This is a genomic window from Pseudomonas sp. TE3728 (assembly GCF_056279145.1).
The window spans coordinates 705426-722534 of sequence record NZ_JBWBQT010000001.1 but is presented as its reverse complement, the minus strand read 5'-3'; the positions used below and the strand labels follow the sequence as shown (position 1 = coordinate 722534).

Sequence of the window (17109 nt, the reverse complement as noted above, 5' to 3'; positions counted from 1 at the left end):
TCCTGTGGGATTCGCGACTCAGGAGGCTCAGCCATTAGTGCTTGGAATGCTGAGCACATGAGCATTTTCAATAGAATTAATACTAATTCTGCGGGAAGCGATGGCCGCGCTGACGCCACAGTTCACCAAACGGCGGTTTTTTAGGCGATGGTCGGGGTTTTCCGCGGAGGCGCAGTGATAGGGTCACAAATACGTCTGCCAAAAAGTAATCGATTTCGATCCTCCTAACTATTCTATTATCACTGGCTGGTTTTAGTTGCAAATCAAACTTTTTAAATGCTTTTGCGAAGATGGTATTACAGAACTCGGTCGAGCCGTCATCAATGGCGTAGTTTGGGATGTCAGCAAAGTGGTGTGGGATGGAATTCCGAGTATAGTTGATAGGCGTGGCTATCACTTGACGAACGTGAGTCTGAACGTTGTTCGTGACATGTGCTTCTTTAATTGAGAAACCGATAATATTTTTAGTTAAATTATCGACCGCGACTGTTATAATTGGTTTGTATGGGAGCTGATTTAGCTTATACGGTACATTATGTAGATGTATGCCACCGCTTAGTGGGGAAGCTTCATTTTTCTTATTCATTTTTGAATTTCCTCTATTGTACGAATTGAAAATATTTATTTCAGATTGCTAGCCTAGGATATTTCCCTGAAGAGTCAAGGTGCAGATCTTGACTTCATGGGCTTAGTAGAAATGCAAAAAAGTTAAATTAGGCCTCCAGCGCGCAATAAGGACGACTTCGTCCATTCTCGGTTTTTTTCAGTTGGCGCGTTGTCAATTTGTATTGATTGTTTTGTTGGGTGTGTTGAAAGTGCAATAAAATCAACAGGTTTGAATGATAGGCCGGCTGTCTGTTCTGCTGTCTATTTATAATCAATTGCCAGCCTGGCAATATTTGTAATTATAATTTCTCGATTAGGTCTTAAACAAGATAGATGTATTGTCAGAATTCCAGATTGGTTGTTGTGTTTTGGTTATTTCAGGAGTTTTTCATATAATATTTTAATATGTGTGATTCGTCGGTTATGGTTGGGCTCCAGAAGCATTTATCAATCGCAGCAACCTAGGTGCAATTTTAGATCTAGGGTACTAGGTTTGTTTCGGAGCGCTTTCACTGAGCCTAGTAATTGATGATGATCATTCAGCTCCCCGTCCTCGAACCTGACGAGCATAAGCTCACAGCAAAAGCACCGACTATCTCGCACACAAGTTGTCACAGACCTACGCTTTGAATAATGCAATCCATAGCGTCGCTCCACTTGTAGTTGCAGATGTCCAGCAATTGCATGCTCCCTAAGATTTTTGAAGGGCGCCCCGTAGTTCGGATACTGTGGTTCATCTCGGCGCATATCACTCTTGGTGTTGATTATCTGCTCGCCCGCTCGGTGATGGTTTCATTTCATGTTGAAATCGTCCCGAATTTGGCTGTCTTGAATTAGTCGCCCGCAAGGCGTTGGTTTTCACTCTGCGGGCTTCCCTCCTCAGGCGTGCTCGCTCCGCTGTTCACGTTTTTGGGTGGTCTTATCATGGAGTTTTAGACGGTGTCGGCGCTCGATACGCCCCTGCCCCAAGCGTCACGCTTCGTAATTTCTTGCGAATTCAACGCTACGCATGGCGCTGAATGATCGATAAGATAGGGCCCTCTATCAGTTGTGCGAGCCAGGTATGGCGAGGCCTCCAAAGGCAAAGGGACAGAAAGCTCCCACCCCTAAACCGAAACCCCAGCAGAAGAAGGTCGCAAGTCCTATTTCAACGGGCGGGCGCGGTGGTGCATTCGAGCAACGTGTGCAGGCGGTGCGGCTGCTCGCCATGTGCATGGGCATCCCGTGTGCGGGGTTGCGTGAAGGATTTGTCATCGTAGGGTTGCTGTTCCAAGGACGAGGATTTGACCACAACACTGACGACCTGGTTGTCCATGCGTCGTCGCTGAGCACCGGACAGAAAGCAACCATTAGAATGCAGATGAAGCGGTCACTCAAGGCGACTGCCAATGACGTTTTTACCGAAGCCATAGGGCTTGCGTGGCTCGATTTCATCAAGCCAACTTTTCAGCGTGGGCTGGACGACAATCTGATTGTCTACCATGTGTCCAGCTCGTCATCTATGGAAGGCGCGGTGGAGGTGGTCAGGCTGGCCTTGGCGTCTCTTTCACATGAATCCTGGTACAGCCGTGTGCATTCAGAGGGTCTGAGTAACGCTCGGAACCGGACTGCTTACGCCGCCATCAAGGCTGCAGCTGAGCAATACAATGAGGCCACGGTTAACGACGAAGACCTGCGCCAATTCGCGCTCCACCTGAAGTTCGTGCCCCACGACCTGGACTCGGATCGCACTCAGGAAGCCGGATACCAAAAGCAATTTATCGCCCAGGCATTGCCAAGCCGGGACAGCGGCGCGGTGTGGTCGCAGTTGCTGGCTGTGTGTGCTGAGCTCAATGGCACGGCCGGAGAAATCAATCTCTCTTCCGCTTCAGCCCATCTGGGTGAGCTTGCCAAGGAATTTCATACGGCCAAGCTGATACGCGAGAGTGTGCGGGCCTACCAAATGGGTACGATGCCTGTCAGCCATGAGCGCGCGTCAGAGCTTACCCCGCTGGCGGAATATCTCGCTCCCCTCCTCTCCGTTGGCCGCGCTGCCGGCAGCACACTGCTGACTGATGACCTCCCCATCGCAATCCAAGGGTCGGAAACTACATTTGCTACGCGCCAGCTCGACCGCATCAGCACGCTGCACAACGATCGCCGATACAAGGATGCCTTGACTCAGCTGGAACTCCTCGAGGACGAGCTGAACACGTTTGATATTCACCAGAAGGCCCGTTGGTATTTCCTTCGTGGGATGTGCTTCTGGCATCTTGGGGACGATCAGACCGCCTCGACAGATCTTGAGACAGCCGCAAACCTCTACGCCGACGATGAGCGTATTGCTTCGGGTCATGTCCGGGCTCAAATGCTTAAAAATGACGTGCAGGCTGCTCTTCAGGTTGGCCAGGCGGCACAGGCTCGCTTTCCGCAGTCGTATTCGGTATGGATCGCTTACACCAACGCAAGAGTCCTCAATAGAGAACAGCTAACTGAAGACGAGATCCCCGAAGCCTTTCGCGATAAGTCCGGGGCCTGGCAGATGGTGGCCAGTTCCAGGGCTGGCGCCGGGGACGATCTTGGTGCCGTCAACGCTATCAAGACAGCTTTGGAGCAGCCTGACAGTTCCATTTTCATCGTCGAAAACTATCTGCGTTTTGCCCTGCGACTCGCTACGGACAACCCGTTCCATGTGAACACGCGATCTCAGCCTCAGGATCGACGCGAGCTCATCATGGATGCCATGTCCAAGTTTGAGGATCGCGAGGGTGTGCTATGGGCCGAGCAAAGTCCTAGGACAAAGACTGACGTCGTGTTCCACCTCGCCTATGCGTATCTGCTATTGGGGCAGCCGGGTCAGGCGCTGGACATGATCGAGCAGGGAAGACAGCGCGGCGTCCCAGAACATGAGACATCGGCCCGAGTGGAGCTCGAGGCCCTTTGTGATTTGAATCGTGAAGGTGAAGCGGTTGAGCGCTTCTGCGATCGCCTTGATCAGCTTCCTGATGACGCACTGGTGATCTTCGGCCAAGCATGCTTGGTTGCGGGTAAAGAGCCCATGCTCGAGTCTGCCTATGGTACTCAGGTGCAGCGGCCTGTCACGGATGAGTCGGCGAAAGTACTGCGGATACTCCGCCACATGCACTGGGAATTGTTGCTACGTCAGCAACGTAATGATGCAGTTCAGCAGGAGCTTTCGCAGCTAGGTGTCACTCCCCAGAACTGCAATATTACCGATGGGGTTTTCGCTGCTCGGGCCTTCATCGATAACGAAGCAGTGCGCCAGGCATTCGAGAATCGTGTGGCTGAACTCGCACCGCAGAGCAGCGATTTGCTGGAACTGTCCATGGCATCGCAGTGGATGCTCCATGCACGCCGTCACGATGACGCTATCGCAATGCTCGAACGCGTGCTTCCCCGCGACTCGTTCACTCCACTGCACGTTGATCTTCTTCACGCCTACGCCCTAACTGATCAGCGTGCGAAGGTTCGAGATCTGCTGGAGTCGCTTCCTGGTGAATGGCGCCAGTCTGCAGATGTCCGAAACGTGGCTTTGAACGTTTACGGGAACGCCGGTGATTGGCCCAGGATGCGTGAAATCGCAGAGATGATCGTTTCTGAGAGCCCCCTTGATGCCAGTGCATGGTTGTTGGTGATCCAGGTTTTAGCCAACATAAACCCTGAGCAGATGGACGCGTGCATAGCCACGCTTCCTGTCTTTCTCGAAGGCTCCGCTCAGGATCAATTGAAACTTGCTAACGCAGAGATCAGTCGGGGGATGCATGATCGAGGCATCGCCCGCATTTACCGCACCATGCGAGTGAACTCGGGCAATCTTGAGGCTGCGGCCGGTCACATCTCACTCATGGTCATGGCATCCGGCACGGTGGACTCTTTCCTCACCAACCCAGTTGAGGTCGCTTGTGGTACGTCAGTCGAACTCGAAGACAGCAACGGCGGCAGCGGTTACGTTTCAATAGATTTTGACATTGACCCACCTCTCTCGCCGACCGCGGAGTTCATCGCTGCGGACTCCGCGCAGGCTGTCGCGCTTATTGGTCTCGAAGTTGGCGAAACCACAACAATCTGCAGCTTGATAGGAGAGCAGACGCTCAAGGTTAAGCGGATAGTGACCATTCACCGACGTTTGCTCGACCTGTCATATGGGCAGGTCTCAAGCGCGGTCGTTCCGAGCAAAAGTTTAGTCGCCATGACCATCCCCACGAGTGAGGATGGTGAGCTGGATTTCTCCTTCTTCATCGAGCAAATCGAACGAAAAAACACACAGGGCCTTAACACAATTGGGCTCTACAGCCAGCACATGGCCACGCTTGGGCTGATCGCACAGATGCTCGGTGTGGATGTGATCGATCTCGTCAGAGGCTGGCCCGATGAGGGGCCATTGCTGGAGGTCTCGATGGGTGTGGGCCAGATCCATGATGAGTTCCCGGTTATCGCTGCCTCCGATCACTCTTGGGTGGTAGATCTTCCCATGCTGGTAGAGCTTGCGACGCTTGGAATGCTCGATGTACTGGAGCACATCCCCAGCCTGTATGTAGCCGCGGCCACCAAGCAGGCAATCGAAACGAAGATAGAGTCGTCTTCGCGATTTCACAAAGGAGGGACGCTCTTCTCACGCGATGGGCAACTCGGCATGCAGGAGCAGACAGAGGAAAATTGGCATCGGGAGCGTGCCTTTCTCGACTCAATCCGTGCCGCTATTGATGAGTATTGTGACGTGGTACCGGCATATGGCCCACCCACACTGCCGGCACAGATGCATACGCTCAAAGACATTCTGGGTGAAGGCGAGTATGCAACCCTGCTTGTTTGCCTGGAATATGGCGGTGGGCTGCTGTCGTTAGACGCCCGCCTCCGAGCTATAGCAGGACTCCTGGAGATCAAAGGAGCATCTCCTCAACTGCTACTGACGAATGAGCTGATTTCAGGGCGCTTGGTGCGTGCCGAGTACTCCCGGGCAGTTGTTCAAATGGTGATGACCAGGCGCAGCTTCATCTCGATCCAAGCTGCCGACCTTGTCACCATGATGGATCAGGGTGAAACGTTTGCAAACATAGGTATCAACCGGTTGCGGAGTTACTTGGCCGAGCCGAACCTAACGTTTGATACTGCTGTGCCCGTTATAGTCGACTTTGTCTGTCTGATGTTCCTGCAGGTGCGCTGTAACCTAGGTGTGATGCTGCAGCTGATTGAGTACTGTTTTGAACCGATGTTCCGCCACCCGAGCTGCCCTGACGATTTCCATAGGTTGGCGTACACACGGATCCTGCTCACGTTAGCCGGTGTAGAAATCAATTCCGTGGCCCGCAAAGCCATAGGGCACAGACTACATGTTGCGATGCAGCGCGCAGAGCGACCTAGCAGGCCGGTGACACTGGAAGCGAAGGTTTCCTTCGCTTATGCAGTCCCTTTCTGGGCGGTCGTGGTGCCCTCGCCGCTGGCTTCTATTCGGCTAAAAGCCCAAAATCCTGCACCGGCATCGGCTCAGAGCGATCATACAGCGGAAAGCAGGAAAGTGGATTAGCATTCATCATGCTGCAACCTGACAGGCAGCATGTTCCGCAGGAAATCACTTTCTCGAGCAACATCTATTCACGTACAACTGACTTTCTGATCCGTTAACCGGAGCCTGCTCTGCATATGAAAATTGAAGCGCTCAGCACCTATGCCAAGGGCGACCGATTCGAGGAGCAAGTCTTTGAGTTCCTGTCTCGTGAGATCAATGAAGGTCGCTTTTATGTCTTCCGACCTGAGTGCTGCAAAATTTTCAGGAAGAAGGGCTACTACTCCCGCGACCGAGAAGACTTCATCATTTTTGACATTTCGGTCGAAGTGTTCCTGCCTGGCTTCGAGACCCCATCGTTGCTTGTGCTCATCGAATGCAAGAACTACAGCGGCAAAGTGCCTGTGGGGGACATCGAAGAATTTGGATCAAAGATCAGTCAAGTGGCCGGCTTCAATGCTAAGGGTATTTTTGCCTCCGCCAGCGCGTTTCAGTCCGGCACGTTCAACATTGCGCGGAATCGAGGCTTCGGTGTCTTGCGTTACTTCGATCAATCTGAGTTTAGATGGGAACTTCCTCGCGCCCTGTTAACCGGGGCGCTTAGCGCTAGAGCTCGTAAGCGCGCAGAGATCGAATACGCTCTAACCCAGGTGGATTTTCGGCCTACCGTTTATAGCGCCTATGCCGTAACTCCTGCCGGCTTTACGGATGGTTGGGACGGCATCTGGAAAGGCCTCGACTTGGAGAGTGCTTTTAAAAGGAACGACCTGAGTCTGATTCGTCAGCCCACGCTTATCACAGCACCTAGAGTCGCGTTCATTTCGCGGGACGGAATAGATCGCTTGGCGCAGCATGCTTTGAAATCCATTTCATACATCCGGGGAGAGGTCGATCTTACTAAGCTAGTGTCCAGGGAAGCTGATGTCAGTGGACTGTCCGTGAGCTTCATTGAGGACTCGGGCTCAGCCCTCGGCAGTATCACGTTCAACCCGCTTGAGATCAAAATCTTCGGGGCAGATAGCCAATCCCACTTGGCCCGATTCACACTCGCCCATGAGTTGGGGCATCACTTTCTAGGTCATAAACGCTACATGACACGAGAGGCCATCCGAGCGCAGGACATTGACCAGAGCCAGCTCATCACCATCCCTAAAGGGGAAGTCGAGCGGTTGGAGTGGCAAGCAAATACGTTTGCTTCGTGTCTCTTGATGCCTAAAGAGGACTTTCAGGCTGCGTTTGGGCTGTTACTACAGCATCTTGGCATCCGAAATCGCGGTCACGGGCATCTGTACTTAGACAGTCAGAGGGACAACGTCATCCAGTTTCATGCTGTGTGCAATTCTCTGAGCGAATATTTTAACGTTTCGAAGACAGCGATCCGATTGCGCATGAGGGCGTTGGAACTGCTGGTCGAGATTGGTCGGCAAGATTGATCTGCATCTCACGGAGAGTTTATGACGCATGGTCGGGCGGTTCCTGAGTGTACGGTTCTTTATCGCCCCGCCACTCTTTTGCACTCCGATCGATACCTAGCGCCTACTTCAAGCCCCCAGCTACGGCCAGCGTACTAAACCAAGCTCCTTGAGTCGTAACGCCATTGCCGAATCGGATACTCCAAACTGCGTAGCAAGCGATACGACGTTGAGGTTATTGAAGCGTTGGCACCGCGCCAGTGCCAGCTCTCGTTCCAAGGAGTCTGACGAGGCATACAACAAACCTTCGATGTTATGCGCATCGAGGTGATATGCGACCGTATCGTTAAAGTGAAGCTGGTCTCCACATAGAAATAGACGCCTGAAGCGGTCAGCGACCAGCTTCGCAGGCATCAAAAAACACGCTGCAAAGAAATCAGCCTCCCGTTCTTCAGGGTTTCGCGGCCCACCGACTGGACGGCCATCTAACGCCCGATCCCTATGCATAACCTCACCTTTATGTAGAGCGAGGTGGCCGATCTCATGAGCACCCGTGAACAGTTTTACCGTCGGAGAGAATTCTTGGGAGATGGCAATGCGGTTCGCTTGGCGATCAATCAGACCTGCAATCTTGGGGCCGGAGCCGCCTTGGATGAATTTGGGATCACCTAGATTCGGAAGTTCCCGATATTCAAAGCCGTAGGCTAGCGCCGCCTTCCTTGGATCACGCGCCTGAAGCGGGGGTGATATCTAGATCGCCCCACAGGTGATATCGGTCGCGCCAGAGCATGCGCAGCAGCTCGGATGCTTCTTGTTCGATACTTGGCGCGCCCATGTAAATCACCGCATGTAGTGGTCATAGCTTGATAATAACCCAATATGTAGGGTTTTCAAGTCCGTCGAACCTTCGGTGGTGGTGCTCGGTACACAGCTGCTAGTTTGCTTTACTCGAGCCAGCCGCTTCGATACTTGAATTATCTCGGGTTCCCAATCGAGTGCGGGTGTCGAGCTGTGTGAAAGCTGGCGGTAATGTGCTGTTCGCCAGCATCAAAGTGAGTCGCTGATGAGCCCACTGGAGCGCGGAGCATTCTTCATTAGGGCCCATCGGTTTGAGCGTGGCTTTGTTCATGGTCACTTCCTCGACGGTTTTGTGGGCGCTGTCTTTGACTTCTCTGATGCCGCGCTTTGCACTCGGCACCGTTTGCATATTTCTCTATGTCGGCGCCGAAGTCACGATTGGCAGCCTTATCACCGACTACCTCATGCTGCCGACAACCCTGGCCCTTCCCGCCGAAGCCGCAGGCAAGCATGTTGCCTTCTATTGGGGTGGCGCCCTGGTTGGCCGCTTTATCGGCTCGGCGCTGATGCGCACTTTCGCGCCCGGGAAACTGCTGGCCTTTGCCGCCACGGCAGTCATTGTGCTGTTGACGATCTCTGCCACCACACAGGGCGTTGTTGCCGGATGGTCGCTGCTGGCCGTCGGACTGTTCAACTCCATCATGTTTCCGACGATCTTTACCCTTGCGACCGCAGGGCTCGGTCATCGCGCGGCAGAAGGTTCGGGCCTGTTCTGTTGCGCCATTGTTGGCGGGGCATTTATTCCGCCATTGACAGGGTATGCGGCCGACCTCTCGACGCTCGCGATGGCATTGAGCGTGCCAGCAACCTGTTATGCCGGCATCGCAATCTACGGTTGGTATGCCCGCCCTCCGAAGCACTAGCATTCCCTGGCGCGCGGCTAGCCCGTTGGGCTTATTGCATGATTGCGCGATGGCCAGGCTTGAGACCAATGGCCCTGGCTAGTCAAACCACGGACAGACCGAGCAGCAGCAGTGTTAGGGGGAAAGAGCTCGCCCCCACATGCTCCAGCAACAAGCCACCAGCAATGCCATCTCCGGCCACTGCCAGATTGAAGATGGTGACCAGCATCGACTGCGCGACATCGGCGGTATCGGCAATGGCCGTCTGTAGCAGCGTGGGAGCACCACCGAACGTCAGCCCCCAGATCGCAACGCTGAGGAGCACAACGTTGGGAGAGCTGCTTGCCATTCCCAACACCAGCGCCACCATCGCGAAAACCGCCAGACTAAGAAGCGTCAGCACACGCAACCCACGACCCACCCACATGCCTGTGACCCCGATGCCAACGATTGCCAACACCCGAGATCTGGAGATCGATGAGGCCATCTAGGCCTGCCGCTTTGCCGCCAGTGCCTTCACCCACAGTGACGCTTTTAATAGTTTTTGAGGGTTATTGATTCGGATTATCCGGCCCTTGCCGGGCAATATCCGCCCCGCATCGACCGACGTGCAGGCGTCGGTACTGGGGCCAGGCAGGAACCTGAACAGTAACTTTCATTACTTGAGAACAGAACACATGAGCATGTCGAATAAATGGATTGTGGGGATTGCCTTGAGCTGCGTGTTTCAAGTCGGGTGTGTCTCGAAGGTGGCGCAAACAGAACAATATTCGGGCTTTCTGCCCAATTATCAGGGACTGGAAGAACAAACTACGCAGAGTGAACAGAAAGTGATGCGCTGGGTCGCGCCAGGGTTTGATCCCCATGCCTATTCCACTGTGGTGTTCACGGAGGTTGAGCTGTATCCAGCGCCCATACCCACCGCGCGCGTCAACCTGAAAACCCTGGATGATGTACAGATCATGGCCAGCGACAGTGTCCGAAATGCCTTGGTCCCCACCTATACGGTCGTCTCGAATGTGCAGAAGGCACCGGCCGATTCACGGACATTGATTCTGCAGGCGGCGATCACTCACGTCAGCGCCAACAACGAGGGCATGCATTGGTATGAGGCCGTACCGATCGCGGCTGTCGTCGGGGCCACACAAGCAGCCACCGGCCATCGTGATCAGACGGCCGAGTTGTATCTGGAAATGGACCTGATCGATGCCAAAACCGGTTTGCCGGTCGTCAAGGTGGTTCGCAAGGTGTTCGGCGAGACATTGGAAAATGCCAGTCAGCCAATAGCCGCCAATGACTTCAAAGTCGCATTCAAAACCGTGACGACCGACATGCAGGCCCTGCTTTCCAAGCAGTAGCTGACGCGGGATACCCCATGGCAACGTTGATTTGCCTGCCATCCATTGTCATGGTTTTGCACTGCGAGCAAACGGGCATGGGGTTTCGGAACGGCGGTCACGCCGCGTATCTCTGAACAATCTGTCAGGCCCGATGATGTCGCCTGGCGAGAGTCCGACTTGATGAAAATATCGACCCTTACCTTATCGGCCTGTCTATTGCTCGCCAGCTCTGGTGCCTTGGCCGTAACGCTGGTTCCACTCAAAAACCAGACTTCCCAGAGCATTCAGCAAGACACCAGTGCCTGCCAGGCGCAAGCCAATGCTCAATTTCCGACCCAGAATACAGTGCCTTCCGGAGGTCGGATAAAAGGCGCCACCACAGCCGCGATCGCCGGCGCCACTGCTGCGCAGGTGCGCGGCCGGCAACATGACGACGTTTATGACCAGATCGACGACGATATCAAGCAGGATTATCGCCAGAACCGTGCGCGCAGTGCCGCTGCGGCCGGCGTGGTGGTCGGCGCCTCAAGACAACGTCAGGAGCGCAGACAGAATCTTGCCGCCACCGAGCAGAACATCACCGCCAACAACTCCGTGTACAGCAGTTGCCTGCAACAGCGTGGCTACAACGTTTTGCCTTGATCCAACTGACTGCCTCGCCCTCCCCTGAATTTATTTCACTCCCCTTCCTTTCCATCCTGCCCTGGCGGCAGGACTAAACCGATTCATATTTACGCAAGGCATGCATGGCCCTGTCTTGCAGTTTTCGGATAGCGCGAGGTGCTCATATCAAGCATTATGACCGCCCCCGATTGAAACCCCGTGGATTACCCTTGCTTGACGCCAGTGACATTTCCGAGAGCTATTCCAGCATCGTCTGCAAAACCTGATTGCACTTTCCGCGCTTGCCCGCAAATAGCCGCTCATTCTCCCCCGACAAGCATGTATTGCGTCTAACTCAGCCTCTCAAACCGTCTCTATACTCAGCCAGAACCAACTGAACGGAGGATTTCCATGCGCTACGCCTTCAAGTTGAAAAATGGTGCCATGGCCCTTTTCGACCCAGATACCGCCTTGCTTTCCATCACGACACCCTATGGCGATGTTCAAACCTCCACGATAGGTAGAGCTGAATCGCGTCTACTGGATCTGCTGCTTATGGAGCCCGGTCAGACCAAAAGCCGTGAGGAGATTACCGACTACGCCTGGAATGACCGCGTCGTCGCCGCCGGCAGTTTGAACCAGGCCGTTTTCTCACTTCGAAACATTCTTAACGACAGTCGAGATCACGAAATCTTGATGACGGTTCCTCGAAGAGGATATTGCTTCAATCGTCAATATGTAGTCGATGCCCAAGCAGCCTTGCCGATGCCAGCAGATGAAGCGGTGCAACCTTGCGCGCCCGTCATTGAAGAACTACCGCCAAGTGGGCGTGATGATGATCTTCCGCGACTTTCAGAAAAAACCAAAAAATCAAATTACATAACAAAAGCCCATTTGATCGGCTATTTCCTGACCTTGGGAGTATGCGTTTACACAGGGTTCCACTCTGGCTTCGACACACCCAAAATAGAAATTTCCAGCGTAAAACAGAACGATCTGTTCATCCATGCTGTAGGCCACACGGTCGCTGAGACTCAATCACTGAGGGATCTTTCGGCCAAACAGATCCAACAGTCCTCGCCCCATTTAAAAGGTCAGGTCTGGTTGAATCTCTATAAAACAAATTATTCCGTTTCGTGCGTCCGCCCGGACTCAAGCACAGCAAACTTACAATTAAGTAGCGCTCAAAAAGACCTCGCACTGATGATCCGGCAATGTCTGGAGGCAACCCTATGAAGCTGACAACACCTTCAATGACTCACTGGATAGTGCTTGGAATCATCAACGCCGCTTGCATTTTTTCCTTGCTTTATTCGCCATCTTATTACATGGAAAACATCAGTTATCAGACCCTCACCCGACAATGGCTCGAAGACTTGAATCAGCTCAACACTGAGGAGTATCTGACTATCGGGCACGGCCGACTAACACAAACCTCTCTGGAAAACCTGAACGGAAAAATTCGTAACGCCACCATCACTGCAAATGTTATCCGGGAAAGCAATCATCACGTCCAGATAAAAATCAACAACGTTAAGTTGAGCCAGGACAACGAGTTATTCGCCATTGAAAAGACCCCCGATCTATTTTTCAGGCGCCAGTATGCTCTGCAGGAAGGCGCCGTTCTCAACTATGAGCTCATACCTGTCACCGATGACAACGCCGTATGTTTTTATGTGCACGAAACCGGCCGCTTGCGTTGCATGAGTCACTAAACCTTCATTCAGACAATAAAAATAATAATTACTGATTTGGATCAAATCCCCCTCCCCCTTCAAAATCCTCCCGCTTTGATGATTTTTCCTGGCTGCTTTGCCTTCACGGCCGGTAGAGGCGCCTTCTCGCGCCTTCAGCAAATCGGCTGGCCGATTGATGATTGAAAATATGAGTTTTTGACTTTGACAAGCCCCTCGGGGGCGAGACTATTCACAGGCCGCGCCGTGACAGTCATGTGGCGGGCACTTTGCTCTTATTGAAAATTCATCAACAAGGAAGCTCGTCAATGCGGCTAAAAAACTTTGCCACCGTATCATTTGGTGTATTGCTTTCACTCAAGGCCATGGCTGGATACAAGGAGCTTTATAGCGTCGACCTGGCGCCTATTGAAAGCAACAAGAAGAAACTTGACGATGAAAGCTCCAGTTACAGGATTTGCACAAGCTATCGTGTCAATGATTATTTTGCCTATGATGCGGCGGCCATCGGCGGCCAACAAACAGCAATCTTTGGTTCGAAAATAGCGCCGTGCAAACTTCAAAGCCTGTTGGATCTACCATTGAGCGATGCGTATGTATTTTCAGCGGCGCTGGAACTCACGCCGACTCATTGACATAGAAGTCTGAACAATGGCTTGGCACTACCTATTAGCTGAAGAGCGTTAAACTCCATGAGCACAATAATTCCTGACGAAGTTTTTCATGTAACGCCCATTGCCGCAAATAAACCCGATAGAATTATCGGCCAGTGGACAGTCCGCCTGATTTCGGCAGAGCATGAGGCAAGTATTCGACAGTTTAAGCTCGTTGACAGTCTGACTCTCCAATGCAGCCGACTGGAGTTCGATTCAGTTGTCACCCTGGACAGCTCTGTTCCTCAAGGCTTTATAACCATTGCCATTTCGCATACGCCCATTGGCCGACCCTCTGTCAACAATCATGAACTGCGGCCTAATGAAGTCATCGTGCTGTATAGCGGTGAGCCCGTACAGTACACCTGCGAACCGAATGAAACTCTTTATACGCTGACCACGACACTGGAGCACTATACACAATGCATCGATAATCACTCAGTTATCGATGTGCTCGCCCATCGAAAAAACCAAAGCTTCCAGGTTGCAAACTTCAAATTAATGCAGTCTGCCATTCAGGTCGTCAACGCTTGTTTTACAGACATCAATGGCGCCGCCGAAAAACAGCGCAGGCGCTCAGAAATATCAGACTTTGAAAGCGTGTTATTGATTTCACTCCTGCGCGCGTTGACACCCGCTGGTCGCGCCACACTTAATATCCCGTCAAGAAGAATAGTCGCGACAGAAGCAATGAATTACATCCATGAAAACCTTAACAAAGCGCTGAGCATGAAGTCATTGGTAAAACAACTTGAAACCACCACTCGCAGCTTACATCTTGGTTTCGTCGAAACGTTCGGCACCTCACCCATTGCGTACATTAGAAATCTCAGACTCGCCAACGCCCGCCGAGATTTGATCCGTCACACTTGGCCTACGGTTACCGAAACTGCCATGTATTGGAATTTTCACCATTTAGGCCGGTTTTCCAAGGCCTATCAGAGTGCCTATGGAGAAATACCTTCGGAAACCGCAAGGCGCAACGCAGAAAAACCGGTTTAAAGATTAACCTTCGAAAAAATAACAATTAATATTTCTAATTTTCCACATTAATGGCCTACATTGCTTGCTAAATAGCCAGGAGAACAAACATGCGCTATCGATTAAATTCATTACCGCTCAAGCATAAAATCTTCTTTTGCATTGTCGCCTATTTGGGCGGTGTCGCGTTGGCCTGGCTGATGAACAGTTAAAAATTCGCCTCTGGTCAGATCCCGCTTAGTCAAATCATGTTTTTCGGAGTTTTTATGATTGCCGCGTATAGAGCCTTACTTAAAACTTACCCATCAGCTTTATGCGCAACGGCTGCAATGGCTTTAATTGCATGGTTTCTTGCCGATCATTACGCAGACAGACTTTTTGGGCAGGGTTTGAGTAAAACCCATGAGTGGAATGACTTGAAATGGACGCTATTCATTGCCCTGGCCTTCATATTGGAAGCAGTGCTTTACCTTTCATGGAGGGTGCTTAGGTATTACACCTCGACCGTCGTTCAGCTTCGCAAGGCAATCAGGGCGGACAAACTGGACGTGCACTACCAACCTATCGTTGATTCGAGGAAGGGATATCTGGTCGGCGCCGAATCACATTCTCGCTGGCGCCCTAAAGGCGCCGCCATTGTGGCAGATGCCTTCATCTCAGCGGCAGAGAAGTCCGAACTGATCTGCGAACTCACTCGCTCGGTCATGCGCCGTGTTGCGGAGGATTACAGCACCTATCTTTGGGCATGCAAGGATTTCTTCATCACCATCAATCTTACCGCCCACGACCTGCTCGACCAGACCTTTCCCGACTTTGTGGCCGGCATCATGACGACATACAACATACCGCCGTCCGCCATCGTTTTTGAAATCAACGATAGTGCCTTGTTAAATCACAAAGGAGCAGCGACTCAGTTGCACAGGCTTCGAGTGTATGGACATCGTATTGCTATGGGTAACGTTGGCACCAGCTCTTTCAGACACGCTTTCAATGAACCGGCACTCCCTGTACATGCCTTGGCCAGGCGGTATTTCCAATGTCCGGCGAACATCAGATGCTTACAGTGACTGAATATTACTCATCAATATCAATCAATGACTTCTATTAATCCTCGCGACTACGCACATTCGGCAAACACCTCACAATCGACAACCTGTAGAAGGACAACACTTCATATGCTACTTCGAAACCTTGGCTTCGTTTCTCTACTTTCATTGCTATCCTTTCAAGCATTTGCGGATGACAAAGGTTTGTATCTTGGTGCTGGCGTCAGCAATATTGAAACCGACAAATCAAGTCTGAGCGATGAAGATTCCAGTTATAAGGTTTTTGCAGGCTATCGCCTCAACGGCTATCTGGCCTTCGAGGGCGCCTTCGTTGATCTTGGCCAATTCGAGGACAAGAATCTTGATTTCGATGGAAAATCGGTGCAAGCCAGTGCGCATGTCGGCTTCCCACTGGGAGAGCGGGTGCGAATTTTCGGTAGTGTCGGTGCTCATGCCTGGGATGCTGACGGCAACGCCAGCGATGATGACACCGGCGTGGACTTGACCTACGGGGCGGGCGTTGAAGTGGATGTGTTTCGCAATATCGGCGTCCGCGCTGAGTATGAAATATTGGAGGTCGGCAACATCAACCTGAATCAAACAACGGCCTCTGCATTCATTCTTTGGTAACGCCTGCTTCAATTGAGCGGCCTTAAAGGTCGCTCAACGCGCCCCTTGAAGCATCACCGGTTCAGCCACCCGTGCACCTTCAATCAACGCCAGACAACGGCGCAGCCAACTTCGCCTGGACGCTATAGATCTCAGAAACCACCTGCATCGTTGCCTCTTCGATCGTTCCTTCATTGCGGCATAAAACCCAGCCGTGATCTGCGATCGCTCGCTCGAACGCCTTGGTACAAGCGACCTGTTCTTCCAGCTTATGGATCACCGTACTGCTCAGCCCACGCCCTCGTGCCGCTGCCCTAGCCCATGAAATTTCAGCTGTGGTGACAACCCCGACATGCAGGTCTGGCACTTGCACGTTTCGATCCATGTTCAACTTTAGAATCTCTGCAAACGGGACTATCCGGCGAAACGCGGCGTCAGACGGGTACCAGCGATCGATCAGGATGATGCTGCCTGGTGGCTGTTTAGCCAGTACGTGCCGGGAAATCCAGGTACGGCTATCAGCAAAACGCGCACAAACTTCCAACTCCAAATCCCGGGTGGGATTCCTGACGAGTCTGTTCACCAGGGCCATTGTTTCACCCCTATAGGGATCGCTTTTTTTCTCGCAAAGTCGGATCACCTTTTTGTTGTCTGCCCTCAGTACTTTCGTAACGGCCTCCAACAGTGTGGTTTTGCCGGCGCCCTTGGGCCCATCCAGAGAAACAAACAGCGAACGATTCATTCTTCACATAACAATTGGTATACGGTTTTTGTTGCCCTGTTCGCTCGCTGCAATCGCTTGGCGCGACTGTGCCGAATCGAGTGGAGGGTCCATGAACAGACATTGCTGAACACTCTAACCTAATCCAGGGTCTCGCACGCGCCGTGTCCGTCATCTCAACGCGGCCTGAACCACCCTCTCCGCGTACCAGCTGCCACAGGCAGATCACTCGCCAGGCACG

Annotated in this window: 15 protein-coding genes; 11 read left to right on the top strand and 4 right to left on the bottom strand. The window is 52.4% G+C overall.

The features are described 5' to 3' along the window. Positions 1–82 precede the first annotated feature (82 nt). Positions 83–586: a hypothetical protein gene (locus ACZ89R_RS02735; RefSeq protein ID WP_429546796.1), complete on the bottom strand. Its 504-nt coding sequence runs from the start codon at positions 584–586 to the stop codon at positions 83–85. Positions 587–1669: 1083 nt separating this feature from the next. Between ACZ89R_RS02735 and ACZ89R_RS02730 the strand changes: the two genes are divergently transcribed. Then, positions 1670–6130, top strand: coding sequence for a tetratricopeptide repeat protein (locus tag ACZ89R_RS02730; protein WP_429546797.1), 4461 nt, complete (start codon positions 1670–1672; stop codon positions 6128–6130). 116 nt (positions 6131–6246) lie between these two features. Next, positions 6247–7542, top strand: coding sequence for an ImmA/IrrE family metallo-endopeptidase (locus tag ACZ89R_RS02725; RefSeq protein ID WP_429546798.1), 1296 nt, complete (start codon positions 6247–6249; stop codon positions 7540–7542). A gap of 120 nt (positions 7543–7662) precedes the next feature. Here the strand turns inward: ACZ89R_RS02725 and ACZ89R_RS02720 are convergent, their stop codons facing one another. Beyond that, positions 7663–8082 (bottom strand): ImmA/IrrE family metallo-endopeptidase, encoded by a 420-nt coding sequence (locus ACZ89R_RS02720; RefSeq protein WP_262409490.1) that lies wholly within the window; start codon positions 8080–8082, stop codon positions 7663–7665. Positions 8083–8648: 566 nt separating this feature from the next. Between ACZ89R_RS02720 and ACZ89R_RS02715 the strand changes: the two genes are divergently transcribed. Beyond that, positions 8649–9242, top strand: coding sequence for an MFS transporter (locus ACZ89R_RS02715; protein ID WP_429546799.1), 594 nt, complete (start codon positions 8649–8651; stop codon positions 9240–9242). Positions 9243–9324: 82 nt separating this feature from the next. On the opposite strand, the gene ACZ89R_RS02710 is transcribed toward ACZ89R_RS02715, so the two are convergent. Continuing rightward, positions 9325–9708, bottom strand: a complete 384-nt coding sequence (locus ACZ89R_RS02710) for an MFS transporter (RefSeq protein WP_429546800.1) — start codon at positions 9706–9708, stop codon at positions 9325–9327. 190 nt (positions 9709–9898) lie between these two features. Between ACZ89R_RS02710 and ACZ89R_RS02705 the strand changes: the two genes are divergently transcribed. The 8 genes from ACZ89R_RS02705 to ACZ89R_RS02670 all read left to right on the top strand — a co-directional run bounded on the left by ACZ89R_RS02705 (position 9899) and on the right by ACZ89R_RS02670 (position 16168). Then, entirely contained in the window at positions 9899–10579 is a 681-nt protein-coding gene (locus ACZ89R_RS02705) for a DUF3313 domain-containing protein (protein WP_429544284.1), read from the top strand. A 162-nt stretch (positions 10580–10741) separates the two neighbouring features. Then, positions 10742–11203, top strand: a complete 462-nt coding sequence (locus ACZ89R_RS02700) for a hypothetical protein (protein ID WP_095630491.1) — start codon at positions 10742–10744, stop codon at positions 11201–11203. Between the two features lie 372 nt (positions 11204–11575). Beyond that, positions 11576–12400 (top strand): winged helix-turn-helix domain-containing protein, encoded by an 825-nt coding sequence (locus ACZ89R_RS02695; protein WP_429543186.1) that lies wholly within the window; start codon positions 11576–11578, stop codon positions 12398–12400. Continuing rightward, positions 12397–12879, top strand: a complete 483-nt coding sequence (locus ACZ89R_RS02690) for a hypothetical protein (RefSeq protein WP_429543185.1) — start codon at positions 12397–12399, stop codon at positions 12877–12879. Before ACZ89R_RS02695 ends, ACZ89R_RS02690 begins: the two co-directional genes overlap by 4 nt. 287 nt (positions 12880–13166) lie before the next feature. After that, on the top strand, positions 13167–13493 hold the full coding sequence (locus tag ACZ89R_RS02685) for a hypothetical protein (protein ID WP_429543184.1): 327 nt from the start codon (positions 13167–13169) through the stop codon (positions 13491–13493). Between the two features lie 57 nt (positions 13494–13550). Next, the gene (locus ACZ89R_RS02680) at positions 13551–14513 is read left to right on the top strand and encodes a helix-turn-helix domain-containing protein (protein ID WP_429543183.1); all 963 of its coding nucleotides are present in this window, start codon (positions 13551–13553) and stop codon (positions 14511–14513) included. Positions 14514–14758: 245 nt separating this feature from the next. Continuing rightward, positions 14759–15559 carry an EAL domain-containing protein gene (locus tag ACZ89R_RS02675; RefSeq protein WP_429546801.1) on the top strand — a complete coding sequence of 267 codons (801 nt, stop codon included), beginning with the start codon at positions 14759–14761 and terminating at the stop codon, positions 15557–15559. Positions 15560–15667: 108 nt separating this feature from the next. Next, entirely contained in the window at positions 15668–16168 is a 501-nt protein-coding gene (locus ACZ89R_RS02670) for an outer membrane beta-barrel protein (RefSeq protein WP_429543181.1), read from the top strand. 79 nt (positions 16169–16247) lie between these two features. On the opposite strand, the gene ACZ89R_RS02665 is transcribed toward ACZ89R_RS02670, so the two are convergent. Next, positions 16248–16889: a dTMP kinase gene (locus tag ACZ89R_RS02665; RefSeq protein ID WP_429546802.1), complete on the bottom strand. Its 642-nt coding sequence runs from the start codon at positions 16887–16889 to the stop codon at positions 16248–16250. Positions 16890–17109: the final 220 nt, after the last annotated feature.

Coding starts and splice junctions, on each gene's coding strand:
- ACZ89R_RS02735 (WP_429546796.1), bottom strand. CDS start 586: ATGAATAAGAAAAATGAAGCTTCCCCACTAAGCGGTGGCATACATCTA.
- ACZ89R_RS02730 (WP_429546797.1), top strand. CDS start 1,670: ATGGCGAGGCCTCCAAAGGCAAAGGGACAGAAAGCTCCCACCCCTAAA.
- ACZ89R_RS02725 (WP_429546798.1), top strand. CDS start 6,247: ATGAAAATTGAAGCGCTCAGCACCTATGCCAAGGGCGACCGATTCGAG.
- ACZ89R_RS02715 (WP_429546799.1), top strand. CDS start 8,649: ATGGTCACTTCCTCGACGGTTTTGTGGGCGCTGTCTTTGACTTCTCTG.
- ACZ89R_RS02710 (WP_429546800.1), bottom strand. CDS start 9,708: ATGGCCTCATCGATCTCCAGATCTCGGGTGTTGGCAATCGTTGGCATC.
- ACZ89R_RS02705 (WP_429544284.1), top strand. CDS start 9,899: ATGAGCATGTCGAATAAATGGATTGTGGGGATTGCCTTGAGCTGCGTG.
- ACZ89R_RS02700 (WP_095630491.1), top strand. CDS start 10,742: ATGAAAATATCGACCCTTACCTTATCGGCCTGTCTATTGCTCGCCAGC.
- ACZ89R_RS02695 (WP_429543186.1), top strand. CDS start 11,576: ATGCGCTACGCCTTCAAGTTGAAAAATGGTGCCATGGCCCTTTTCGAC.
- ACZ89R_RS02690 (WP_429543185.1), top strand. CDS start 12,397: ATGAAGCTGACAACACCTTCAATGACTCACTGGATAGTGCTTGGAATC.
- ACZ89R_RS02685 (WP_429543184.1), top strand. CDS start 13,167: ATGCGGCTAAAAAACTTTGCCACCGTATCATTTGGTGTATTGCTTTCA.
- ACZ89R_RS02680 (WP_429543183.1), top strand. CDS start 13,551: ATGAGCACAATAATTCCTGACGAAGTTTTTCATGTAACGCCCATTGCC.
- ACZ89R_RS02675 (WP_429546801.1), top strand. CDS start 14,759: ATGATTGCCGCGTATAGAGCCTTACTTAAAACTTACCCATCAGCTTTA.
- ACZ89R_RS02670 (WP_429543181.1), top strand. CDS start 15,668: ATGCTACTTCGAAACCTTGGCTTCGTTTCTCTACTTTCATTGCTATCC.
- ACZ89R_RS02665 (WP_429546802.1), bottom strand. CDS start 16,889: ATGAATCGTTCGCTGTTTGTTTCTCTGGATGGGCCCAAGGGCGCCGGC.